The sequence below is a fragment of the Parabacteroides sp. 20_3 genome, assembly GCF_964238835.1.
Lineage (GTDB): Bacteria > Bacteroidota > Bacteroidia > Bacteroidales > Tannerellaceae > Parabacteroides > Parabacteroides distasonis.
On sequence record NZ_CAXSNO010000001.1, the window covers coordinates 280582 to 305545 of the forward strand.

25 protein-coding genes are annotated in these 24964 nt (G+C 46.5%); 21 read left to right on the top strand and 4 right to left on the bottom strand.

Annotated features, from left to right (window positions below; all coding sequences use genetic code 11):
* Window positions 1-4: 4 nt before the first annotated feature.
* From ACESPU_RS01165 to ACESPU_RS01205, 9 genes are all read left to right on the top strand, one after another.
* The gene (locus tag ACESPU_RS01165; protein WP_057327207.1) at window positions 5-1216 is read left to right on the top strand and encodes a glycosyltransferase family 2 protein; all 1212 of its coding nucleotides are present in this window, start codon (window positions 5-7) and stop codon (window positions 1214-1216) included.
* Window positions 1213-2325, top strand: a complete 1113-nt coding sequence (locus tag ACESPU_RS01170; RefSeq protein ID WP_057327206.1) for a glycosyltransferase family 1 protein — start codon at window positions 1213-1215, stop codon at window positions 2323-2325. Before ACESPU_RS01165 ends, ACESPU_RS01170 begins: the two co-directional genes overlap by 4 nt.
* A gap of 12 nt (window positions 2326-2337) precedes the next feature.
* Window positions 2338-2964, top strand: a complete 627-nt coding sequence (locus tag ACESPU_RS01175; RefSeq protein ID WP_057327205.1) for a DapH/DapD/GlmU-related protein — start codon at window positions 2338-2340, stop codon at window positions 2962-2964.
* Window positions 2949-3875, top strand: coding sequence for a glycosyltransferase (locus ACESPU_RS01180; protein WP_005868377.1), 927 nt, complete (start codon window positions 2949-2951; stop codon window positions 3873-3875). Before ACESPU_RS01175 ends, ACESPU_RS01180 begins: the two co-directional genes overlap by 16 nt.
* A gap of 14 nt (window positions 3876-3889) precedes the next feature.
* Window positions 3890-5335 carry a lipopolysaccharide biosynthesis protein gene (locus tag ACESPU_RS01185; RefSeq protein WP_057327204.1) on the top strand — a complete coding sequence of 482 codons (1446 nt, stop codon included), beginning with the start codon at window positions 3890-3892 and terminating at the stop codon, window positions 5333-5335.
* Complete coding sequence (locus ACESPU_RS01190) at window positions 5332-6450, top strand: glycosyltransferase family 1 protein (RefSeq protein ID WP_347171709.1); 1119 nt, start codon at window positions 5332-5334, stop codon at window positions 6448-6450. Before ACESPU_RS01185 ends, ACESPU_RS01190 begins: the two co-directional genes overlap by 4 nt.
* Before the next feature lie 677 nt (window positions 6451-7127).
* A complete protein-coding gene (locus tag ACESPU_RS01195) occupies window positions 7128-7520 on the top strand; it encodes a hypothetical protein (protein ID WP_122379705.1) in 393 nt (130 codons plus the stop codon).
* Window positions 7510-8967, top strand: coding sequence for a DnaB-like helicase C-terminal domain-containing protein (locus tag ACESPU_RS01200; protein WP_347171708.1), 1458 nt, complete (start codon window positions 7510-7512; stop codon window positions 8965-8967). The genes ACESPU_RS01195 and ACESPU_RS01200 overlap by 11 nt, the downstream gene beginning before the upstream one ends.
* Window positions 8961-10682, top strand: coding sequence for a DNA primase (locus ACESPU_RS01205; RefSeq protein ID WP_373133081.1), 1722 nt, complete (start codon window positions 8961-8963; stop codon window positions 10680-10682). The genes ACESPU_RS01200 and ACESPU_RS01205 overlap by 7 nt, the downstream gene beginning before the upstream one ends.
* Window positions 10683-10918: 236 nt before the next feature.
* On the opposite strand, the gene ACESPU_RS01210 is transcribed toward ACESPU_RS01205, so the two are convergent.
* On the bottom strand, window positions 10919-11164 hold the full coding sequence (locus ACESPU_RS01210; protein ID WP_005868368.1) for a DUF6722 family protein: 246 nt from the start codon (window positions 11162-11164) through the stop codon (window positions 10919-10921).
* Window positions 11165-11362: 198 nt separating this feature from the next.
* On the opposite strand from ACESPU_RS01210, the gene ACESPU_RS01215 reads away from it, so the two are divergent.
* Window positions 11363-11803: an HU family DNA-binding protein gene (locus ACESPU_RS01215; protein ID WP_005868367.1), complete on the top strand. Its 441-nt coding sequence runs from the start codon at window positions 11363-11365 to the stop codon at window positions 11801-11803.
* A 1-nt stretch (window position 11804) separates the two neighbouring features.
* Here the strand turns inward: ACESPU_RS01215 and ACESPU_RS01220 are convergent, their stop codons facing one another.
* A complete protein-coding gene (locus tag ACESPU_RS01220; protein WP_005856539.1) occupies window positions 11805-12029 on the bottom strand; it encodes a DUF4248 domain-containing protein in 225 nt (74 codons plus the stop codon).
* Window positions 12030-12120: 91 nt separating this feature from the next.
* Between ACESPU_RS01220 and ACESPU_RS01225 the strand changes: the two genes are divergently transcribed.
* The 8 genes from ACESPU_RS01225 (at window position 12121) to ACESPU_RS01260 (ending at window position 19596) form a co-directional block, all read left to right on the top strand.
* On the top strand, window positions 12121-12588 hold the full coding sequence (locus tag ACESPU_RS01225; protein ID WP_057327201.1) for a glucosaminidase domain-containing protein: 468 nt from the start codon (window positions 12121-12123) through the stop codon (window positions 12586-12588).
* A gap of 409 nt (window positions 12589-12997) precedes the next feature.
* The gene (locus ACESPU_RS01230) at window positions 12998-14182 is read left to right on the top strand and encodes a glycosyltransferase family 2 protein (protein WP_122378948.1); all 1185 of its coding nucleotides are present in this window, start codon (window positions 12998-13000) and stop codon (window positions 14180-14182) included.
* Window positions 14175-15074 (top strand): glycosyltransferase family 2 protein, encoded by a 900-nt coding sequence (locus tag ACESPU_RS01235; protein WP_005868358.1) that lies wholly within the window; start codon window positions 14175-14177, stop codon window positions 15072-15074. Before ACESPU_RS01230 ends, ACESPU_RS01235 begins: the two co-directional genes overlap by 8 nt.
* Before the next feature lie 7 nt (window positions 15075-15081).
* Window positions 15082-16137: a glycosyltransferase family 2 protein gene (locus tag ACESPU_RS01240; RefSeq protein ID WP_373133082.1), complete on the top strand. Its 1056-nt coding sequence runs from the start codon at window positions 15082-15084 to the stop codon at window positions 16135-16137.
* Between the two features lie 9 nt (window positions 16138-16146).
* Window positions 16147-17334, top strand: a complete 1188-nt coding sequence (locus ACESPU_RS01245) for a glycosyltransferase family 2 protein (RefSeq protein WP_234061918.1) — start codon at window positions 16147-16149, stop codon at window positions 17332-17334.
* A 112-nt stretch (window positions 17335-17446) separates the two neighbouring features.
* Window positions 17447-18571: a hybrid sensor histidine kinase/response regulator gene (locus tag ACESPU_RS01250; protein WP_005868355.1), complete on the top strand. Its 1125-nt coding sequence runs from the start codon at window positions 17447-17449 to the stop codon at window positions 18569-18571.
* 160 nt (window positions 18572-18731) lie between these two features.
* Window positions 18732-19064: a 6-carboxytetrahydropterin synthase gene (locus tag ACESPU_RS01255; protein WP_005856525.1), complete on the top strand. Its 333-nt coding sequence runs from the start codon at window positions 18732-18734 to the stop codon at window positions 19062-19064.
* Complete coding sequence (locus ACESPU_RS01260; protein WP_005868354.1) at window positions 19051-19596, top strand: radical SAM protein; 546 nt, start codon at window positions 19051-19053, stop codon at window positions 19594-19596. Before ACESPU_RS01255 ends, ACESPU_RS01260 begins: the two co-directional genes overlap by 14 nt.
* 35 nt (window positions 19597-19631) lie before the next feature.
* Here ACESPU_RS01260 and ACESPU_RS01265 read toward each other — a convergent pair whose 3' ends face one another.
* Both ACESPU_RS01265 and ACESPU_RS01270 read right to left on the bottom strand, forming a co-directional pair.
* Window positions 19632-20978 (bottom strand): dihydroorotase, encoded by a 1347-nt coding sequence (locus ACESPU_RS01265; protein WP_009017920.1) that lies wholly within the window; start codon window positions 20976-20978, stop codon window positions 19632-19634.
* Window positions 20979-21017: 39 nt separating this feature from the next.
* Window positions 21018-21767, bottom strand: coding sequence for a polyprenol monophosphomannose synthase (locus tag ACESPU_RS01270; protein ID WP_008780511.1), 750 nt, complete (start codon window positions 21765-21767; stop codon window positions 21018-21020).
* Window positions 21768-22058: 291 nt separating this feature from the next.
* Here ACESPU_RS01270 and ACESPU_RS01275 point away from each other — a divergent pair, with 291 nt between their 5' ends.
* From ACESPU_RS01275 to ACESPU_RS01285, 3 genes are all read left to right on the top strand, one after another.
* On the top strand, window positions 22059-22985 hold the full coding sequence (locus ACESPU_RS01275; protein WP_005868349.1) for a hydrogen peroxide-inducible genes activator: 927 nt from the start codon (window positions 22059-22061) through the stop codon (window positions 22983-22985).
* An 86-nt stretch (window positions 22986-23071) separates the two neighbouring features.
* Entirely contained in the window at window positions 23072-24337 is a 1266-nt protein-coding gene (locus ACESPU_RS01280; RefSeq protein WP_057326365.1) for a carboxypeptidase-like regulatory domain-containing protein, read from the top strand.
* Between the two features lie 82 nt (window positions 24338-24419).
* Window positions 24420-24959: an RNA polymerase sigma-70 factor gene (locus ACESPU_RS01285; protein WP_005856513.1), complete on the top strand. Its 540-nt coding sequence runs from the start codon at window positions 24420-24422 to the stop codon at window positions 24957-24959.
* Window positions 24960-24964 lie beyond the last annotated feature (5 nt).

Below are 24964 nucleotides of genomic sequence, written 5' to 3' on the forward strand. Positions count from 1 at the left end.
CGCTATGATTGAACAATTCTTTCAAATAGGAGAAAACTGGATTGATAAGGAACAATATGCCTTTCAATTAGGAGATGCCATCTTATTCCTTTGTTTTCTGATATTTGTACTATATTTATTCGTGTTTGCCATCTATTCAAAACGGAAACCACAGTATAATTATCCAACTGCCAAGAAGAAGTATCGTTTCGCTGTCTTGTTCCCCGCTTATCAAGAAGACGAAGTTATCATAGACTCCGTAAAAAATTTTCTCGTTCAAGAATATCCAAGAGAACGATACGACATTATCGTTATATCTAATCAAATGCGACAAGATACGATAGATAACTTAAAAGCATTATCGGCGAAAGTCGTTAAAATGGATAGTCCCCAAAGCACAAAAATCGAGGCTCTCAAAGAAGCCATACATTATATTGAGAAAGGAGATATAAAGTATGATAATGTCGTTATCCTCGATGCGGATAATATCGTAAAACCAAGTTATCTCGAGAAAATAAACGATGCCCTTTATGCGGGCTGTTCCGCATTGCAAACACACAGGGTCGCTAAAAACCGTGATAGCAATATCGCTGTGCTCGATTCTGTCAGCGAAGAAATTAACAACTCTATCTTTCGTAAAGGCCATACCCGTCTTGGATTCTCTTCCGCCCTTAGCGGCTCCGGCATGGCTTTCGAATACGAGCTTTTCAAGGATATCATACAAGAATGTCACGATATAGGAGAAGATAAATACATGGAAAGAAAGCTTTTGTTGCAAAATGTTTATATCGAGTATTTGGAAGAAGTATATACCTATGACGAGAAAGTTCGAGGTAAGAGGGATTTCTATAACCAGCGCCGTCGTTGGTTGACAACTCAAATCAGCAACTTATTCTCGGGTCTTTTCCAAATGCCGGCAGCCATATTTAATGGAAATTGGGACTATTGCGACAAATTATTTCAATGGATGATGCCTCCTCGCATATTACTGCTAGGTTTTATTATATTAATAGCCTCATTTTTGACTGTTCTCGATTTTATAACATCCATCAAGTGGTGGCTCTTATTGGTCTTGTTAGGTATTACATTCAGTATAGCGGTACCAGACTATCTTGTCGACAGGAAATTCAAGAAAGCGATAGCGAGCGTTCCTGTCTTATTCATACTTATGTTCCTCAATATTTTCCGTATAGGAGGACACAAATTTAATCCAACTAAACATTCTTTAAAACCATGAGAATAGCAATTGAGGCACAACGTATATTCCGGACCAACAAACATGGGATGGACTTTGTCGCTCTTGAGAGTATTCGAGAGTTACAAAAAATCGACAAGGAAAATGAATATTTTATATTTGTCAGTCCAGGTGAAGATCATTGCCTAGAAGAGACAGACAATGTACATATTATTGAGGTAAAATGCCCTACCTACCCTCTTTGGGAACAAGTTGCGCTTCCACGAAATGTAAGCAAGATAAAGCCAGACCTCTTGCATTGTACCAGTAATACCGCCCCACTAAATTGCCCTGTCCCGTTAGTGTTGACATTACATGATATTATTTTCCTAGAACCCCGTCAGGGAGGAAATAAATCTTGGTATCAAAACATGGGTTGGTATTATCGCCGCATGGTGGTTCCTCGCATACTCCCCCAATGTAGGAAGATCATCACAGTCTCTCGTTTTGAGTGCGATCGCATACGTGAGGTATTGCGATTACCCAAGGATAAAATCACAGCTATCTATAATGGATATAGCGAGCACTTTCATCCCCTGCCAGAGATATCATCTATTATCCATAAGTATATTAATAATGACGATTATATTTTTTTCCTAGGCAATACAGATCCTAAAAAAAACGTCGCCCGCACGTTAAAGGCATATAGCCTTTATTTGAAGCACTCAGAAAAGAAACGACCTCTACTTATCGCAGACTTAAGCGAGGATAAACTAGACGCTATCCTACGAGAGCAACGGATAGAAGAGATCAAGCCCTTTCTCTCATACCCGGGATACATCCCTAATACAGACCTAGCTTATCTATATAACGGCGCTTTCGCTTTTTTATATACTTCCCTAAGGGAAAGTTTCGGTATTCCCTTGCTAGAAGCCATGGCTTGCGGCACACCTGTAATTACGGGGAACACATCCGCAATGCCAGAGATAGCTGGAGAAGGCGGAATACTAGTTGACCCGTTGAGTGAAAAAGAAATCGCAGACAAGATACTATATTTAGAGCGAGATCAAATATTCTATCAAAATCAAATAGAATATGGTTTAAACAGAGTCAAAAGATTCTCTTGGTCACAAACAGCGGAAAATCTTTTGACCCTATATAAAACGATTTAAACCTGATAAGTCATGGATATAGGCCCAATCAAACAGAAAATCAAGCAAAATGAGTTTTTGAAGAAAATAGTATTCTATTCAATAACCTCTCCTAAAAATCCTAAACCTCGTTGTTGGGTAAAATGGTTTGTCAATCCTTGGATCCATAAGAAAGGAAAAGGAGCTATCATTCGAAGGAGAAGATCCCGTATTGATGTATTCCCTTGGAATCAGTTCACGGTAGGTAAAAATTCCCTCATTGAGGATTTCACGACCATCAACAATGGGGCAGGCGATGTTATCATAGGCGACAACGCCCGTATTGGAATCGGTTCGGTGGTGATTGGTCCCGTACGATTCGGAAATAAAGTCGGATTAGGTCAGCACGTTTTCATCTCCGGTTTTAATCATGGATATGAGGATGGAAATGTGGATTCCAATGAACAACCTTTAGTAAAGAAAACTGTAGTAATAGATGAAGACTCCCATATTGGAGCAAACTGTGTAGTCGTAGCAGGTGTCCATATTGGTAAGAGATGCCAGATCGGAGCTGGAAGCGTAGTAACTAAGGACATTCCAGATTACTCCGTTGCTATAGGTAATCCCGCTAGAGTTATCAAACGTTATGATATTAACAAACAAAAATGGATAAGAATCTAGTTAGCGTAATCATACCCCTATATAATACCGAGGAGTTCGTAGAAGAGGCGGTAAGATCTATCATGTGCCAGACTTTACGAGAAATAGAGATCATTGTTATAAATGACGGCTCAACAGATAACAGTCTATCTATCATAAAACGCCTAGCTGATGAAGATAAACGTATCCGAATTTATACACAGTATAACCAAGGGCCATCAGTCACCCGAAACAAAGGCTACGAATATACCCAAGGTAAATACGTTTATTTTATGGATAGTGATGATTATCTGGAGCCAGAAGCCTTAGAAACATGCTATATTAAATGTGAACGACAGGCTTTAGATTTCGTTTTTTTTGATGCGGACATATTAAACAAGGAAAAACATAAAAACATATCTTTAAACTATCAACGAAAAGATTGTACAAATCCGGAGTTAGTATATCAAGGCCCATATATCTTAAAACTCCTAATAGATCATAAGGCATATTCTCCATCCCCATGTCTTAATTTCATAAGAAGAGAATACCTAACAGAGATCCAACTCGATTTTCTTCCCGGAATCATCCATGAAGATCAATTATTCACATGCTTGTTATATTTACAGGCCCAAAGAGTATCCTCCATACACAAGGATTTCTTCAAACGTAGGCTACGGGAAGACTCAATCATGACCAGTAAGTTCTCAATGCGAAACATGGAAAGTTACTTTACGATAACTGCCCATTTAAGCAAATTCGCGGACTCACACCCAATGTTCCGTGAAATAATCGACTTATATTTATCAAGAATGCTCAACGCCGCAGTATGGCTATCCTATAAAATACCCTTTAAAGATCGCTTGAAAATAGCCAGACGATGTCTAAAAGAATATAGGCAATACGTGACAACAAAAAATCTAATAGTTTTATTATTCAAATCATTCCTATAAAAACAAAAGAAACTATGGCATCCATAAAAAAAGAATTAATATCAGGAGTATTATATACGGCCATATCCAAATATTCCGGAATAATTATTTCTCTGGTTGTCGCCGGAATATTAGCACGCTTAATTGCCCCCGAAGAATTTGGTATAGTAGCAATAGCAACTGTAATTATTTCTTTTTTTGGTATTTTCAGCGACCTAGGTATTGCGCCCGCTATTATTCAAAATAAGGATTTAACAGGCAAAGATCTTAACAGAATATTCTCTTTTACCTTATGGTTGGGAATCATGATATCTATTCTTTTTTTCCTATGCTCTTGGCCCATTTCTTTTTTTTATAAACAAAAGACATTACTGACAATATGCCAACTACTATCCATCAATTTATTTTTTGCTTCGGCAAACATCGTTCCTAACGCACTCCTATTCAAGAATAAGGAGTTTAAGTTTATCGCATATCGTAGCTTAGCTATCCAATTTATTGGAGGAAGCATAGCCATCAGTGCCGCCATCGCAGGTGCCGGACTATACGCATTGGTCATTAATCCTATTTTCTCCAGCATTCTCTTGTTTATCATATCATATCGGAAAAACCCTCAAAAGTTACAATATACATTCGGTCTGGATTCGGTCCAAAAGATATTCAGTTTCTCAGCCTATCAATTTTTATTTAATGTAATTAATTATTTCAGCAGAAACCTTGATAAATTATTAATCGGAAAATACATGAATATGAATGCCCTAGGGTATTACGAAAAATCATATCGGTTAATGATGCTTCCTTTGCAAAATATAACCCATGTGATCTCTCCTGTCATGCATCCAATCTTTTCCGGTTTTCAAGATGACTTGCATAAGCTAGCGGATTCATACGAGAAGGTTATTCATATTCTAGCCTTTATTGGTTTACCCCTGTCTGCGTTATTATGGTTTTCCGCAAGGGAAATCACTCTCATTTTGTTTGGGGATCAATGGATGCCCTCCGTTCCGGTATTCCAGATATTATCTATATCTGTTGGTATACAAATAATATTATCAACATCCGGCTCTATTTTCCAAGCGGCCAACGACACTAAAAGTTTATTCATTTGCGGCGTATTCTCCACTTTATTAAACGTATCTGGCATTGTAATAGGGATATTTGTATTTAAAACGCTCGAAGCGATCGCATGGTGCATTACTATAACATTTACGATCAATTTCATCCTATGCTATATATGGATGTATAAAGTGACATTAAAGCGTAATGTAAAAATCTTTATCCGACAATTTTTATCACCCATTGTATTAACAAGTATTTTGATACTCTTACTATGGCCTATATATGAGATATCATACAAGATGACTGAGCCAGGAAGCTTATCTGTTAAGATTCTGTTAGCTATATCTTTTTCTTCCATATATATACAATTAAGTGGAACTTATGATATTATTAACCTACTTAAATCCAAGATACAGAAATGAAAGCTTTATTCCTGATATTTCACGGTCTTAATCCTGCTAATGGGATCAGCAAGAAGATCTACTACCAAGTCAATGCCTTAAGAGCATGTGGCATTGATACGAGACTCTGTTACCTAAATGAGCCTAACGGCAGGAAATTGAGAATGATAGACTCCGAGGTACTACAAGATTATGGAGCAGGGTTCAAGGGTAAAATACTGAAAAGGATAGAATATTCCTCAATCGTTGAATATGCGAAGAAAGAAAATATTAGTTTTATTTATATGCGATCTGATCATAACGCTAATCCATTCACGATTCATATGGTTCATCAAATGCGTAAAGCGGGGATAAAGGTTGTAATGGAAATACCAACTTATCCTTATGACCAAGAATACGCAGGTTTCTCTCGCCGAAAATTACTATTTATAGATCAATGTTTCCGTCGTGTCTTGGCCAAACAATTATGCGGTATCGTGACTTTTTCCGACTATAAAACCATATTCGGTGTTCCTACCATACAAATATCCAATGGCATTGACTTCTCGCAAATTAAATTGAAACAACAGGTCAACGATACAAACAAGAAACTTCACCTAATAGGAGTGGCGGAGATTCATTACTGGCATGGATTTGACCGTCTGGTTAAAGGTCTGGCTGATTATTATGATTCACATCCCAATTACAAAGTCTTTTTCCATATTGTAGGAGATTTCTTCGGGCAACGAGAAAAAGATGATATCCTTCCAATCATCAAACAGCATAAATTAGAGAACTACGTAACCCTTCACGGCGCTAAGCACGGCGAAGAACTTGACCGGCTTTTTGAGAAAGCAGACATGGCTATCGGTAGTCTTGCACGGCATCGTAGCGGTATCACCCATATTAAAACATTAAAGAACAGGGAATATGCCGCCCGGGGCCTTTCTTTTATTTACTCTGAGACAGATAGCGACTTTGAGAATAAACCGTATATACTTAAAGTGCCCGCAGATGAAACCGCCATCGATATAAACTCATTAATACATTTTTATGAAAAGCAATCTCTTTCTCCCCTTGAGATCAGGGAATCAATTCGATCTCTCTCATGGGAAACTCAAATGAACAAAATAATTAACTCAATAAAAATCTCATAAGAAAAAAACATGGTTATTCCTTTGCAAAAAGGTAAGACGCCTTCTTTTTCCCACGATATTTGTAGGGAGCACTTACTATACATAAATAATATTTACATGGCTAGAATTCACGAGTTATAGGCCATTATCTACAAATATATTTTAGGGTCTAGAATCAGCCTCAAGGCTGCACAATCACTCATAGTTTATTAAAATAATCAATTCCTAAAAAAATATTTATTTCCCAATTAACATAACATAATAATCCTCCATAAATTTAGCTATTACTATCCAAATAAAGCGTATTATAATACATGTTTATAAACATTCAATATCTTCATATATATTTTGTTTTATTGCAATTTTATTCCGATCTTTGCAGAGATTTAAACAACAATTATAAATTCTCACGATCTTCATAAAAAAGAGTGGAATATTCATTCATGATTTACGGCCATTGTGAAAAAACGATCTAAATGAAATGGTTCTTCAAAAAAGACGGAAACGACACGTTTCCTATTTAAATCTTTTAATAACTCCCTTGTATATTTATATATAGCGGTGCGAAATCGTGGCGAAAAAAAGCAACGATTCCAAGCTTATCCGCTAAGGATTAAGAAGTTCAGAGTTTGATCTAGAATGCGATTCAGAGTACGATATTTATTAACACGCCCTAAAGGGGTATAATTCAAAACATTATGTATAAACTATTCAACACGGATGAGCTACGGAAGAACGGCTACATCCGCTATCCCAGAGTTTTCTTGGATATGCTCATAAGAAATTGTTGCAAGGGAAAGCGGATCCCGGCGCAAATAGGGATCATGCTGTACCTGTACAGCAAAGTCGCCTATAGCCCTTACCAATGTCCATGGAAAAATGACACGTACACCATCCAGAAAGGGCAATGTATCGTGAAAATACCCGAGCTGGCCGCTTATCTTGGCTGCACGGTCTATGCCATACGGAAAGGATTGGAAGACCTAGAACAAAGCAGCGTGATAACCAAGAAAAAACTAGATCACGGTATGGCGGTGGAAATTATCAATTATCAGTCGTTCATACTAAACAAAACATCTTATGGCAAATAAGAAAACGCTAACCCCTACCTCCCTCCCCGCCAGCCTCACGCTGCCACAAGAGCGGAAAACGGAGAAAGCCCTGCTCTTCGGGCTGCTGGCCTCACGCAAGAGCCTTCCCGAGATCGCCTTCAGGATAAGGCCCGAGATGTTCACCCACCCGGATATCGCCTTGGCGATAGAGGCCTACCTCAACCTTCACGAGAAGGGGGAAGGAACGGATATACTCTCGGTGGAGAAAGAGATACGGAGGCTCTCGCCAGAGAGGGCCGGGCAGTTGCCCGACCTCTTCGAGCTGGCCCGGCAAGACGGCTACATGGAGATAGGCGGAGAGTTCGTACGGCAGCATTGCCAGTACATAAGGGAGGCTTTTGTGGCAAGGCGGCTCATCCTGAGGTGCCACGAGCTGGCACATAAGGCGTCGGCCGACGACCGGGATACGCAAAAGCTGATATCGGAGCTGGGAACGGTGGCCGACGAGCTGGGCGAGCAGCTCTCCCTCACCCACGAGATACCGGACATGCCTACCGCCACCGCCGAGGCCATGGCACGGGTACGGGAGATACGCGAGCGGGTAGCCCGGGGCGGTACGGCGGGTATCCATACCGGGCTGGGGGGACTGGACAGGCTTATGGGAGGGTTGCGGACAGGCTCGCTCCACGTGTTCGCCGCCCGCCCGGGCATGGGAAAGACGGCTTTCGCTCTTTTCATGGCGGTGAACGCCGCTAAGCAAGGGGTACCGGTTTGCGTCTACAGTCTGGAGATGTCGAGGGAACAGCTGATCTTCAGGATGCTGGGCCAGATAGCCAACGTGGAGCCTTCGAAGATCGACAAGGGAACCGCCACCGAGGAGGAGATGAGGGCCTTGGAGGAGGCGAGCCTCCTCTTGAAAGAATTGCCGATATGTATCAACCAACGCTCGGACATCCAAATAGACGAGATACGCTGCGATATCTCCCTCAGAAGGCGACAAGGGAAGTGTTCCCTCGCCATCATCGATTACTTGCAGCTGGTAAACCGGGACGACAAGGGGCAGACCCCAAACGAGGCCATCTCGAACATCACCCGCAAGGCCAAGATTACGGCGATGGACGAGGAGATACCGATCGTGCTGCTCTGCCAGCTGAACCGCAATTGCGAGACGAGGGGGACCTACTCCTTCAGGCACCAGCTATCCGACCTCCGGGACTCCGGCTCTATCGAGCAGGACGCCGATACGGTGGCCTTCATCAGCCGCCTCTCCGTGGTGAACATACACGAGGACCCGGATACGCACCTGCCTACCCGGGGGAGGGGCACGATCCTGCTGGCCAAGAACCGCCAAGGCGAGCTGGGACACGTGCGCTTCATGCACAACGAGGGCGTGACCTCCTTCTGGGACGACACCCAGCCGGCATGCGTCCGCAAGGCCCGGGCGGCGGAGCCTAAACCGAAGGGAAAGGGCCTCTTCGAATGCTGACAGACGATACGCTGCGCAAGGTGCGGGAGACGGCCCGCATCGACGAGGTAGCCTCCGGTTACCTCACGCTACATCGCTCGGGGAAGGACTTCGTGGCGCTGTGCCCGTTCCACGACGAGCGGCATCCCTCCTTCCGCGTCTCCCCGGCGAGGAACATCGGGAAGTGCTTCAGTTGCGGCGAGGCGGCGGACCCGATACGGCTCGTGTGCCACATGGAGGGATGCGGCTTCGAGGAGGCAGTACGCCTACTGGCACGCAAATACAATATCGAGGTGGAAGAGACCGCTGCCGCTGGTCGTGAGCGGCGGCGGGACGAGCGGGAAGCGTTGTTGCTGGCGAACGCCTCGTTCGCTAGCGGCCTGCTACCGGGCCACCCCGTAGGTACGGCACGTACGATAGAGGATCGCCATGGGCTGGAAGAGACCTACCGCGGCTTCGGCGTGGGACTTTGCCCGCCCGACGTCCCCCAAGTGTTCCGCCCCTTCCTAGGCCGGCTCATCTTCCCGATACACACCACCGGGGGACAGGTGGCCGGGTTCGCCGGACGGAGCCTTACCCCGTCGGAGAAGGGGCGGAAATACGTCAACTCCCCCGACAGTCCCGCCTACCACAAGGGGCATATCCTCTACGGCCTGCACAAGGCGGTGAAAGCCATACGCTCCGAGGGACGCATCCTGCTTTGCGAGGGATACAAGGACGTGCTCGCCTTCCACGCCTCCGGCATACGGTACGCCGTGGGGCTATGCGGCACGGCGCTCACCGAGGAGCATATCCGGGCGATACGGAGGCTGGCCGGGCAGGTGACGCTCTCTCTCGATCCCGATCCGGCGGGACGGCAGAACACGGTCCGGTGCGCCCATATGCTCCTGTCCGAGGGATGCGCCGTCAGCCTGCTTCCCCTGCCCGACGGCATGGACCCGGACGAGGTGTACCGCCGGAAAGGGAGCGACGAGCTGGCACGCCTAGCACGGGAGGGTACCCTCGATTACCTCTCCTACCGCATCCGCCAAGCGGCTTCCCGCCCTCGCACGGACACCACCGCCATCAACGGGGCGTTGGGCGAGATCGGCCTCCTCTCCTCCCCGCTGGCCGTGTACCGGAGGCTTGGGGAGCTATCCGGGGCGACGGGTATACCGATGGAGGTATTACGGCAGGAAATGTCTGTCGCCACAGACCCGAAAAACGTACCGGTACCGGTGCCGAAGAAGGAAGCCGCAGGCCTCACGCACGCCCTGCCACGAGAAAGGGCGTTACTGCGTTTTTGCCTCACGCACCATGACCGGATGTTCTACGACCCCGACGGAAACGGGATTTCCCTGCCCGCATGGGTCTCTGGCGAACTGGCGGACAACGAGCTTCCCCTAGAGGACCCGGAACACGCCCGCTTGCTCCACCTCCTATCCGAGGGCAAGCACCCGGACGGGATAGCGGACGAGCGGCTCTCCGCCCTTGTCCTCTCCCTCCGGGCCTCCGCGCCGCAAGATACCGGGCCGGTACCGGACGAACGGCTTCCCGGCGAGACCCGCTTCCAAGTGCTCCTCTACGGCGAGTCCTTCGCACGCCGGAAGCTAGCCCGGGCCTTGGAGTCCGTCCGCACGGCGGCGACACCCGAAGAGCGCCTGCGCCTACAAGCCACGCTCGAGAATCACTTCGCCCTGAGCGACCGTATCGCCCGGGAATTGCAAAGCCAAAGTATCCTGCCGGAGGGGATATAGGGGGGAGACAAAAAAAACACTACCGTGTTTGGCGCCGAACACTATTGCGTTGGGAAGCCAACACAGTAGTATCTGGAGCGAAACACAGTAGTGTTCGGACCGGAAATACGATAGTCCTTTTATTTCATGCTATCCAACCAACGCTTGCCGGATGGCGTGTACATCCAAACGATAAACACCACAAGTATCAATAGCATTACCCCGAAAAGAAATGTCAATGGATTCATAGCTCTTTATTATTTCAAGATTTTATTACCACAGAAAGCTAACCCGACAGAGAACAAGATCCCTACCATGAACATTCCAATCATACTTATCTCTATCTTTTCCGATTGGAATAACATAGCTATTCCACCCAGCACCAATGCCGTGAACGTCAGTTTTGACAAATCGTAAAAATATTTGCCCAACGTCTCACGCTGGCACTTCGCCCGTTCACGGGACTCACCTCTCACGTCTCGCCGCTTGTCTTTCTCTTTCATACCGTAAATTTTTCATGTCAATCGAATTTTGATAAGGCAAACATACGCTTATTTTTCTTGACAAACAAGCATTCTCCCCCCTAAAATCACCTCTTTACCCCCATTCACCCGACCTCGCCCCCCTTCGTCCCCGTTGACCGGAATCCCACCGGCGGCATGTCGTACCTTTACAACGTAATCAAAAAAACACCAGACATTATGCCGATCAAGTACCGATTAGTCTTACGAAAAGACATGACCAAGGGAGCCGCCGCCGGCTCCAAGTTGTATTACGCCGTGAACAAGTCCACCGGCACCTGCGATTTCGAGGAGCTGTGCGACCAGATCGCCGACCGCAGCACCGCCTCCCGGGGCGACGTGCAGGTCGTGGTAGACGGCCTCCTCTACATCCTCAAGCAACGCCTCCAGAAAGGGGAGACCGTCCAGCTGGGCGATCTCGGCCACTTCCAAGCCGTGATCGGCAGCAAGGGCACCAAGCTGGAGTCCGACTTCAACGCCTCCCTTATCAAACGTCCCCGGATCGTCTTCCGTCCGAGCGTGACGCTAAAGAGCGTCACCGGCCTCGCCAAGTTCGAGAAGATCGTGCCCGACGCACCCGCCCCGGGAGGAGGCGACAGCGAATCCCCCGACGAAATCTGACTCAAGGCTCCCCTAGATGAGAAACGATGCACTCCCGCTGACGGGGCGATAAGATCCGTTGGCGGGGATGCCATCCGCACTCCTCCAGCCGCTCCATCAACTTCCCGCTGACACGTATCCACCGGGACAGCTTATCCGAGGCTTTCTTCTTCGACAATAAGGGAAAATAACTCATCGCTATATCACAAAAATAATAGGCGCCGACACCGGTCTCCCGCTTTTCCATACTGATGCTGTTTATTTATTAACTTATTCAAAGATAGTAATTTAAGATTAATTTTCCAAGAAAAATCAAATCATAATTCATCGTATATATCATGAAACAAGCCTATATCTCCACCCACCTTGCCGACGCCCAGTCCGCCGGCGACCGCTTCCACCTAAACCCCATCATCCTCCTTGCCCAAGCCGCCCTAGAAAGCGGCTGGGGCACCTCCCGCCTAGCCCGGGAGGCCAACAACCATTTCGGCATCACTGGCTACGGGGCGAGCAACGCCTTCTGGCACGGGGGCCGCATCACCGCCCGATACAAGCGGGGCGAGTTGCTGTTCCGCCGCTACGACTCGGCACGCAACTCCTACCTCGACTTCGCCCGCCTCCTCGTCTGCTCCTACCCGCAGGCCGCCGCCATGAGCCGTTTCCCCGCCGACTACGCCAAGGCCATCGCCTACAGCCCCTACATCAGCGAGCTGAACGGTGACAACCGGGAGCGCTACCGGGAGACGCTGGTACAGCTCTGCCACGAGATCGAACCGATTTACTCATCCCTAAAAAACAACAATTGATATGAATAAGATACGACAAATACTAGCCTTCGTCCGCAGCCTGCTGGATTTCTTGCTAAACCTAGGATCTCACACGCCCCAAAAACAACCGCCCCATGACACGACCGACACTCCCACGGAGCCCACGCCCCCCTTTCCCCCACTTCCGCCTGCTCGCCTTGGCCAGCCTCTTCCTGCTGGCGGCACTCTCCCTCCTGCTAGACATGCGGGAGGCGGCGTTGGCAGCTATCGGGGCGATACTCTCGCTCTCGTCCACCCCTCGCCCGGCCCCTTGAACCTGCTGGGCTGGGGGCTGATACTCTCGGCGGTGCTGAGCTCGCTGGGAAAGATATGGCCTCCTTAGGTGAGAAAAAAACGGCAGAATCAAACTCTTATTGAAAATTATAAGTACTTTTGTAAAAAAAAGCGAATGCACTTGTTGATCTACATAGATATCGCCCTATTCATTTTCATCGCCTTTTTCATAGGCTATGACCTATTTTTTACGTTGGCGTCCTTTTTTCGGAGGAGGCACCGGAAGCACCGGAGCATACGGCTCCAGAAGTTCGCCGTCATCTTCGCCGCCTATAAGGAAGACCAAGTCATACAGGAATCCGTGGAGCGCATCCTCCTGCAAGACTATCCGGCGGACAAATACCGGGTGATCGTGGTATCGGACCATATGCGGGAGGAAACGAACCAAGCGCTCGCCAAGCTCCCGATCGAGCTCCTCACGCCGGATTTCGAGCATAGCATGAAACATAAGTCCATCACCTACGCCTTGGAATACCTAAAAGAGGGAATCGATAAAGTCGTCATCCTCGATGCCGACAACCTCACGGATACGGATTTCCTGACCCGGATCAACGATATCACGCAAGACAACATCGCCCTGCAAGCGCACCGTACCCTCAAGAACGACAATACGCCGATAGCGGTATGGGACGGTATCTCCGAGGAGATCAACAACACCATCTTCCGCAAGGGGCGGGTCAATGTCGGGATCTCCTCCTCCTTGATAGGCTCCGGCATGGTATTCGACTTCGGATGGCTGAAATCCCACATGCCCCAATGCGGCACTTTCGCCGAGGACAAGGAGCTGGAGATCTATCTCGCCACGGAAAATATCTTTGTCGATTACGCCGAGGACATCCTCGTGTACGACGAGAAGACCTCACGCCAAGAGGTCATGGCACGGCAAAGATCCCGCTGGTTCCACGCCCAACTGCTGGCATTCTCTTTGATCATACGGCATCTCGACCTCCGTACCCTCAACTGGAATTATATGGACAAGGCGGTCCAATGGTTCCCGCTCCCGAGAATATTAAAACTGATCATCCCGTCTCTCCTCGCCTTGGCATGGAGCCTCACAACTTTCCCGCTTGCCCTGAAATGGTATGGACTGATATTAATCAGCATCTTGACATATACGCTGGCCATTCCCCGCAAGATGCATACACGGAAACTTTACAGGAATCTGTCGAAGCTTCCCTTCCTTTTTTTCATCTTGACAAAAGGATATATAGCCTCATTCATCCGGATAAAAAACAAGGATACGAGCTTTCAGAGCACTCCACATGACATAACGATAAAAAAAGAAGAAAGCCATGATTAAAAAAGTCTCCATTATCACTATCAATTATAACGGGTTGAAAGATACCGTCGAGATGATAGAATCCTTGGCTATCCATGAGACTTATCCTCATGAGATCATTGTCGTAGACAACGCTTCTACCGACCCTCTGGAACATAAGCTTCTCCAATCCAAGTTCCCAGACATACAGGTTATACGGAGTGAGAAAAACCTTGGATTCGCCGGTGGTAATAACTTGGGAATATCATATGCCACAGGCTATTATTTATTACTTCTTAACAATGATACAATCATTACCCAACCATTCCTAAAAGCATTAGTAAATAGACTGGACAGCAATCCTCGAATAGGATGCGTCTCTCCTAAAATAGCTTGTTGGCCCGAAAAAGAACGTTTACAATACGCAGGTTCCACACCAATGAGCCACATAACGCTCCGGAACACCTCCATTGGCTATGATCAGTTAGACCAAGGACAGTTCGAAGAAGCGCATGAAACCTCATTCGCCCATGGAGCTGCCATGGCAGTCAAGGCGATTGACATACAAAAATTCGGGAAAATGCCAGAATTCTACTTCCTTTATTATGAAGAGTTAGATTGGTGTACTCAAATTCAAAAGACTGGATCCTCTATTTGGTTTGAGCCCAAAGCTATAATCTATCATAAGGAAAGCGCTAGTGTGGGTATTGAGAGTCCTTTGCGTATATATTATCACACCCGAAATCGTCTCATATTTGCCCAACGCATTTTATCAAAAAAAAGAATTCGTATATGTTCATATATATATCAAACGACATTTGCTCTTTGCAAAAAGATTCTAATATTTACGATTCAAGCAAAATTCCATCTTATTCCATTTTTGTTTAAAGGAATAAAAGATGGTATTTATTTCATAAACAATAACTCAAAATAACAAAGTTATGTATAAAGTTTCTTTAGCAATACCTATTTATAACGTGTCTCTATTCGTAGAAAGAGCGTTACTATCCGTATTAAACCAAACATATGATAATATAGAATATTTAATAGTAGACGATAAAGGGCAAGATGATTCCATGGACATTGTCCATAGAATTATTAAAGATCATCCAAGAGGAAAGGATGTCCGTATCATCGAGCATCCGTATAATATTGGCCTTGGGGCTACAAGAAATACTGCCATCGATAATGCGCAAGGCGAGTATCTTTTTTTTATGGATAGTGACGATGAGATCATCCCTACATGCATAGAAATTCTCGTACATAAAATGCAAGAACATCCTGTTGATTTCATCGCAGCATCACACATGAAGAAAGATCTCTCAGGAAAGACCTACCCTACTTATACGTATAGCCCTATTTTAATCCAAGGAGATGATTTACCAGTCGCACAATATCGATATGCACAAAACAATGATATATATGTAATGAGCTGGAACAAACTTTATAATTTAAACTTTTTAAAATCCCATAATATACAGTGTATACCTCATCAACTGGTAGAGGATTGCTGGTTCACATATCAAGTTATTATATCCGCAAAGTCTTGCCAATTAATATCCGATCAAACCTTGTATTATACTATAAATCCAGAATCCACAACCTCAAAGATCAAGACACAAGGGTATTCGATGAAATTAAGTATCAGCTACGCAGAAATAGAAAAAACAAAAAGAGCCTATATAGCCCACTTAAGACCACACTCAATTTATTCCTGTTTGCTCTTCGATACCATGTTCATGGGCCTATATCATGCCTACAGAATATTATGCGTAGATAACAAAATGGAAAAACAAGAAAGGAAAAAACTCGCATGCTCTTTATTAACTCGAAATTTCCAACTACCTAACCGAATTATCTGTAGTACCTCTTACCTTCGTTTTCTTGCTATATACATTTTTTACAGTTTACCTATAACTATAAAAATCAATTTGGTGAATTTAGCCATCAAATTTAAAATCAAGGATATACTTCAAAAATGGTTTCACTTCAATTAAATAGATTTTATGGAAAAGAGCTGTCAAGTCATTGAGATCCTCTTCTGGATCGGGATCGGGATCGTTTTCTATACCTATCTGGGGTATGGGATCGTATTATACCTTATGGTCAAGATCAAGGAGCTGTTCGTAAAACCCCGGTCCCCCCGCCTTCCAGAGCCGCTGCCGGAGGCCACGTTGCTGATAGCCGCCTACAACGAGGAGGCGATCGTGGCGAGCAAGATGGTGAATTGCAGACAACTGGATTATCCGGCGGATAAGCTGAGACTGGTCTGGATCACCGATGGAAGCAATGACAACACGAATGAGAGACTGAAAGAGTACCCGGAGGTCACCGTACTGTACCAACCGCGGCGACAAGGAAAGACCGCCGCCTTGAACCGAGCCCTCCCCTACGTCAATACCCCCTACGTCATCTTCACCGACGCCAACACGATGCTGAACAAGGGCGCCATCAAGGAGATCATACGCCAGTTCAGCGACCCACGGGTAGGCTGCGTGGCCGGAGAGAAACGGGTAGAGATACAAGCCGAGCAAGGAGCCACCGCCGGAGAAGGCATATACTGGAAATACGAGTCCGCCCTCAAGCGACTGGACTACCGCCTATACTCCGCCGTCGGGGCGGCAGGCGAGCTCTTCGCCATCCGTACCTCCCTCTTCGAGCAGATGCCCCCGGATACCCTGCTGGATGATTTCATCCTCTCCCTGCGCATAGCGATGAGAGGCTACAAGATCGCCTACAGCAAAGAGGCGTACGCCCTCGAGAGCGCCTCCCTGAACATGCGGGAGGAGGAGAAACGTAAAGTACGCATATCGGCCGGAGGATTGCAATCGGTATGGCGGCTACGGGGATTATTGAATATGTTCCGGTATGGGATACTGAGCTTCCAATACATCAGCCACCGGGTACTGCGCTGGACGCTGACGCCGGTCGTGCTCTTCGCCCTCCTGCCCCTCAACCTGCTCCTTGCCTGTACCGGGCATACCCTTTACACGGTCATCCTTGCCCTGCAATTAGCGTTTTACCTGCTGGGATACTTGGGGTATAAAATGGAAAAACGGAACATCCGGAACAAGCTATTATTCATTCCTTATTACTTTTTATTCATGAATATCAATGTCATACGAGGGTATAGCTATCTCGCTAAGCATAAAGGCACAGGCGCTTGGGAAAAAGCCAAACGAGGCGCAGGATAAAAAAATAAAAAAATAGATGGATAAATAGTCGTTATATGTCGACTTTAATTAATACTTTTGCGCTATTGATACTATTTGAATATCAAGAAAACTAGAACACAATTTAGATACAATGGATAAATTGGCCTCAGAGTATAAAGTTCTTATCGTAGATGATGTCCCTACAAACGTCATGCTAGTACAAGCCATACTGAAGAAAGAGGGATATACGCTTTTGACTTGCGACAGCGGGACAAAAGCGCTACGCATAGCTAACGAGAAACACCCAAATCTGATATTACTCGATATCATGATGCCTGAGATGGACGGATATGAGGTCCTCCAGCATCTGAAAAGCAATCCCGAGACTACGGATATACCCGTGATTATCATGTCCGCCCTAAGCGATATGCAAAGCATCGTGAAAGGTTACCAATTGGGCGCCACCGAATACGTCACAAAGCCTTTCCAACGTGAGGAGCTGGTGAAGAGGGTGGCCCACCGCTACGAGCTTTACAGCATCAAGCGCATCAAGGCCGAGCTGGAGAACACGATCGAGTCTAGGGATACGCTATACTCCGTTATCGCCCATGACCTGCGTTCCCCGCTAGGCTCGTTGAAAATGATGAATAACGCCATCTTGATGATGGTGGACAAGGAGCGGGTAGGCGACGAGGTGTACGAGATGATCCAGATGATGAACAAGACCTCCGAGGAGATCTTCCTCTTGCTGGACAACCTGCTGAAATGGGCCAAGAACCGCTTGAACAAGCAGCACGTATATAAGCAACAGACCGACATAAACAGTATCATCGACAGTACCGCCGAGATGTATATCCCGATGGCGGCGCAAAAAGGCGTGAAGATTATCCTAGAAAATCTGGATAAAGAGCTGGTAGGCTTGGTCGATATCGATATGCTCAAGACGATTATCCGTAACCTGATCTCTAACGCCATGAAGTTTAGTTTCGAGGGGGGCACGATCACCTTATCCTCACGCTCCGAGGGGGATTTCGTAACCGTTAGCGTGAAAGATACCGGCAAGGGCATCAAGAAAGAGGATCAAGACAAGCTCTTGAAACAAGACTCGCATTTCACGACTTACGGGACGAAGAACGAGAAAGGCTCCGGTCTGGGATTGATGCTTTGCAAGGACTTCGTGGAGCTTCATGGAGGAAAGCTTTGGTTCGAGTCCGAGGGCGAGGGCAAAGGAACGACCTTCCTGTTCTCGATGAAGGCGCTGAACCAAGAGGCATAGCCGATCGACATACCGCCTGTCCCTACCGATCGTAGACAAGTGTCGTACAAACAAACTAAATATTTCGTATATTTGCATCCCGGATTAATATCCGGGATTTTTTTGTGTGCCGAGGTGACATTAGGTACATTATTATTTATCGTATAAACATTATTATCGTATGTATACCGTAATTAAACGTATGGAGATCTCCGCTTCCCATAGCTTGAGATTGTCCTACCCCAGCAAATGTGAGAATCTGCATGGTCACAATTGGATGATCACGGTTTATTGCCGCTCCAAGGAATTAAACGCCGATGGCATGGTAGTCGATTTCAGCCATATCAAGAGATCGGTGAAATCCCTGTTGGACCACCAGAACTTGAACGATATCCTGCCTTTCAACCCGACGGCGGAGAACATAGCCTTTTGGGTATACGAGCAGATCCCGTCTTGTTTCAAGGTAGAGGTAAAAGAGTCTGAGGGTAACACGGCGATCTATGAGGAAGATTAACGAGATATTCTACAGCTTGCAAGGCGAAGGGTTCCATACGGGGACTCCCGCCGTATTCGTCCGCTTCTCCGGTTGCAACCTGAGATGTAGCTTCTGCGACACCCGCCACGAGGAGGGCGTAATGATGACGGACGAGGAGATCGTGGAGAAGGTATCTTCCTTTCCCGCACGGATGGTGATCCTGACGGGAGGAGAACCTAGCCTGTGGATCGACAAGGCGCTTATATCCCGCTTACGTGAGGCGGGGAAACAGATCTGTATCGAGACCAACGGCACACGCCCCTTGCCCGACGGCATCGACTGGGTGACTTGCTCGCCCAAGGAGAACGCCCCGGTGGTATTGGAAAGAGTCGACGAGATAAAGGTGGTTTATACCGGGCAAGACCTGTCCGCATACGCCGAAATCCCCGCACGGTACCATTTCCTGCAACCCTGCTCCTGCCAAAATACGAAAGAGGTAGTGGATTACATCCTCCGGCATCCCCGGTGGAGACTAAGTCTGCAAACCCATAAACTGATCGATATCCAATAGATAGGATGAGACGGGGGCATGCCCCGTCTCTACTGCTATAGATAACGGACTTCTTTACCTCTCACGGCGTCATTCACCACTCCATCGCCATAGGCCAACTCGCCATTCACGAAAGTCTTCCATACGCCATGGTGGAACGTATAGCCCTCGAAAGGAGACCAGCCGCATTTGTACAAGATATTCTCCTTCGATACCGTCCAAGTCTGCTCCGGATCGATCAATACGATATCGGCGTAGTATCCGGGACGGATGTATCCCCTCCTATCGATACGAAACAGCTCCGCCGGCATATGCGCCATCTTCTCGACCACCTTCTCGTACGTGAAACGGCCTTCCATCGCCAGCTCCAACATCGTGATCAAGGAGTGCTGGATAAGCGGTCCTCCGGAAGCCGCCTTCAAGCAAGAGCCTTGCTTCTCCTCCGGTAGATGCGGGGCATGGTCGGTAGCCACGATATCGATCGTATTGTTATTGACCGCCTCACGCAGCGCCGCGCGATCCTCGATCGTCTTGATAGAAGGATTCCACTTGATACGATTACCGAATTGGGCGTAGTCGCCGTCATGAAACCACAGATGGTGCACGCAGACCTCGCCGGTTATCTTTTTCTCGCTCAAGGGAAGATGGTTACTGAGCAACGATAATTCCTTTTCCGTGGAGAGATGCAGGATATGCAAACGGGAATCCAAGCGGGTAGCCAGTTCAACCGCCTCGGCCGAGCATTGGTAGCAGGCCTCCTCGCTACGGATCTTGCTATGGAAAGAGATATCCAGATCCTCGCCATGCAGGTTCGTGTAATACTGGATATTACGCCGGATCACCTCCTCTTTCTCCGCATGGATGGCGATCAGCATACCGGCCTCGCCGAAGATACGCTCCAACGAGTCTTTCTTGTCCACCAGCATATTTCCCGTAGACGAGCCGAGGAAGAGTTTCAGCCCCGGCACACGGCTACGATCCAGCCTGCGGATCTCGTCCATATTATCGTTTGTCCCACCGAAGAAGAAGGAGTAATTCGCACGGGAGACCTCGGCGGCACGGTTGAATTTCCATTCCAGATCGGCGATCGTCGTGGTCTGTGGCTTCGTGTTCGGCATGTCCATGAAGGTCGTCACGCCACCGGCCACGGCCGCACGGCTCTCGGTCCCGATATCCCCCTTATGGGTAAGCCCGGGGTCCCGGAAATGCACCTGATCATCGATAACGCCCGGTATCAACCATTTCCCCGTAGCGTCGATCACTTGGTTCGCCTCGGCACGCACGTTCCCGGGAACCTCCCCCTCGAACACCGCCGCGATCTTATCTCCCTCCACCAACACCGAGCCGATAAAAGAACGGCCCTCGTTGATGATTCTCGGATTTTGGATTAATATTTTATTCATCTTTCTTATCCTATTATAAATTGTCAAACTCTGTTTTCATTAGGCATGGCTCGCATGTTTCCTCGGATACTTCCTGAAGAAACTCCACCATTTCAACTGAAGGACGCCGAATAAAGCCTCCCCGAATATCGAAGAGTTCATCTTGGAGACACCCAAGGCACGGTTGATAAAGATGATCGGCACCTCCACGAGCTTGAAGCCGCACTTATAAGCCGTAAACTTCATCTCCACCTGAAAGGCGTATCCCTTGAAATGGACACGGTCCAGATCGATCGTCTCCAGCACCTCACGGCGGTAACATTTAAAGCCCGCCGTCGTATCCTGTATCTTCATACCCGTGACGATACGGACATACACCGAGGCGAAATAAGACATCAACACACGGCCCAACGGCCAGTTCACCACATTCACCCCGTTGCAATACCTCGACCCGATGGCTACGTCGGCACCCTGCGCGGTACAAGCGGCGTATAGCTTCGGCAGGTCATTGGGATTATGACTGAAATCGGCGTCCATCTCGAAAATAAAATCATATTTATGCTCGATAGCCCATTTAAAACCCCGGATATAAGCGGTACCCAATCCCAGCTTCCCTTTACGCTCCACGATAAAAAGACGCTCCGGGAACTCCTTCTGCAAGCCCTTCACGATAGCCGCCGTCCCATCCGGAGAGCCATCATCGATCACCAAGATATGAAACACTTTCTCCAGCCCGAACACGGCACGAATGATATTCTCAATATTCTCCTTCTCGTTGTATGTAGGAATAATGACGATACTGTCTGACATATACTTTAATCAATTAATTTTTAGCTCATTATATATACGACTGTAAACCATTTGTAAATTACTCTCCAAAGTTACATATTTTTTCTGTGTAAATCTATCATCCAGTTAGCCCATTCGTCTGTTCCATGATAAGCAAATGTATTTTGGCTTTTCACCCAACTTCCCCGATTTCCCCCTAAATGCCTAATACTCAAATTAAGTTGCTTTATTCTTCCACTTTTATTCGATTATTCCAGCGTTTTTCCGTAAGTTTGTCTTCATTAATTTCTAACGCTTGTAAAATTAAGTACTATGAATATACAGCAACTCGAATATATCCTAGCGGTGGATACTTATCGTCATTTCGCAAAGGCAGCAGAGCATTGTAGGGTGACACAACCGACATTGAGTATGATGATCCAAAAGCTGGAAGACGAACTAGGTATTAAATTGTTCGATCGAAACCTGCAACCCGTTCGCCCCACACCTGCCGGACGTAAGGTTATTGAGCAAGCGAGAAATGTCCTCTATCAAGCTTCTCTTATCAAAGATATCGTGAACGAGGAGGAACAGTCATTGAAAGGTACGTTCCGCTTAGCGGTGCTACCGACTATCGCCCCTTATTTGCTACCTCGCTTTTTCCAGCAATTATCGGAAAAGCATACGGATCTTGACATCCGTATGCTGGAAATGAAAACCGCTCCCACTATGGCCGCCCTGCAAAACGGGGAAATCGATGCCGCTATCATAGCGAACCAACCCACAGAATCCTATTTACAAGGAGACATATTATATTATGAGCAATTCTTCGGATACGTGGCTCATAATGAATCTATCTTCAAAAAGGATTTGATCCGTACCGCCGATATCAACGACGAGCGGTTGTGGCTGCTGGACGAGGGACATTGCTTCCGTGACCAGCTGATGCGTTTCTGCCAGATGGAGAAGGTAAAGGTTCGCCAAGCCGCTTACCGTTTAGGTAGCCTAGAGACATTTATGCGTATGGTGGAAAGCGGTAACGGTATTACGTTCATCCCGGAATTGGCTACCCTGCAATTAAGTAAAGAGCAGAAAGAATTGGTACGTCCGTTCGCCATTCCCAAGCCGACACGGGAGATCGTCTTTGTCACCCGTAAAGATTTTATCCGGCATACCGTAGCGGGTATTTTAATAGAGAGCATCAAGAAAGCGGTACCTAAAGAAATGTTGACTTTGCAGCCCGGACAAAAGGTTGTGTGATTTTTTCGATAAATCCCATAGGGTATTTCTTTCCTGGGCGATCATATAAGTACAAAGTGATTATTTACCATTAAAACAATACAAATATGAAAGCGCTCTGTAAACAAACTATGGGATTTATCCTGATGATACTGTTGGCTTGCGGTGTAACCTCTATAAAGGCACAGGATAGCGCAGACGATGAGTTTATCACTGTCAGCGGTGTAGTAAAAGACAAGCAAACACGAAAAAAACTGGAATACGTAAATATCTCTATTCCGGGAACCAACGTGGGAACGATCACCAATAATGATGGTGAGTTCTCTATCAAAGTGAAAAACGGCCTCCATGCCAGACAAGTAGAAGTATCGCATATCGGATATTTGAATGGCTTGATCCCCGTGAACGATAAGGACATATTAGAATGTACGGTATTACTCGAACCGAACATGAATACGCTTAGCGAAGTCATTATCCGGGCCGGAGATCCTCGATATATCGTAGAGGAGGCGATTGAGAAAGTAAATAAGAATTACATTACCACGGGTAGCATGCTTACTGGGTTCTACCGGGAGACCGCACAAAAAGGCCGTCGCTATATCAATATCTCTGAAGCGGTTATCGATGTTTACAAAACTCCCTATAAGGACAGGAACGTGGAACGGGATCGGGTACAAATCTATAAAGGACGTAAATTATTGAGCGAGAAGGCTAGCGACACATTAGCCGTGAAATTATTAGGAGGCCCTAACCTATCCGTTTACGTGGATGTGGTGAAGAATCCGGATTTATTGCTCGACCCGAATATCTTACCTTATTACACCTTCCGTATGGAAGAAAGCGTGATGTTAAACGACCGACCGCATTACGTAATCAGTTTCCAACCTCAAGCGATCTTGCCTTACGCCTTATATTACGGTAAATTGTATATCGATAAGGAACGGCTTTCCTTCAGCCGTGCGGAATTCGCCCTCAGCATGGATGACCGGAATAAGGCTACCGAGGCCATCCTCCGCAAAAAGCCTTTTGGCTTGCGGTTTAAACCCGTGGAGGTAGCTTTCCTCGTAACTTACAAAGAACGTGACGGCATGAGCTATCTGAGTTATATCCGCAATGAGGTTCGCTTTAAATGCGACTGGAAACGAAAACTCTTCTCTACCAACTACACGATCGTATCCGAGATGGTCGTTACCGATGGTAAAGAACAAAATAACTCCATCCCCTACCGGATGTCTTTTAAAGCGGATCAGTCTCTATCCGACAAGGTATCGGACTTCGCCGACGAGAACTTCTGGGGAGCTTACAACATTATCGAGCCTACCGAGTCTTTGGAGAATGCGGTATATAAATTAAAGAAGCAACATAAAAATTGACCGTGTAAATATACTATCGACAATGATATGGACAAATCATTATCTTTGTCCATTATCAATTATCTGTTGAAACCAAATTATTATGGATTTGTTCGTACTCAAAAAGATCAAGGAAGGGGATATTAAAGCATTCGAAAGTATTTTCAGGCTTTATTATACCCCTCTTTGCCTGTACGCAACCAGTATAACAGGAGAGCAGGAAGTCGCAGAGGAGATCGTTCAGGACTTGTTTTATGTATTCTGGAAAGAAAGAGAATCTCTTCCAATCTTACGTTCCATCAAGAACTACCTTTATGGAGCTACCCGGAACCGGTCCTTACAATATCTGGAGCATCGGGAAGTACGATACCGATACCGGAATACGGTTTTAGCCGGAGAGAATCCGGAATCCGAATCGTATACCCCGCAAGATCAACTTGAGTACAAAGAATTGCAATCCTTGGTCAACCGGGCATTAGGTAAATTGCCCGAACGCCGCCTCCGGATCTTTCGGATGCACCGTTTCGAAGGAATGAAATACGCGGAGATAGCCTCCAGCCTCTCATTGTCCATAAAGACAGTAGAAGCGGAAATGACCAAGGCACTACAAACACTAAGAAAAGAAATCGAGAATTATACCTAACAGTT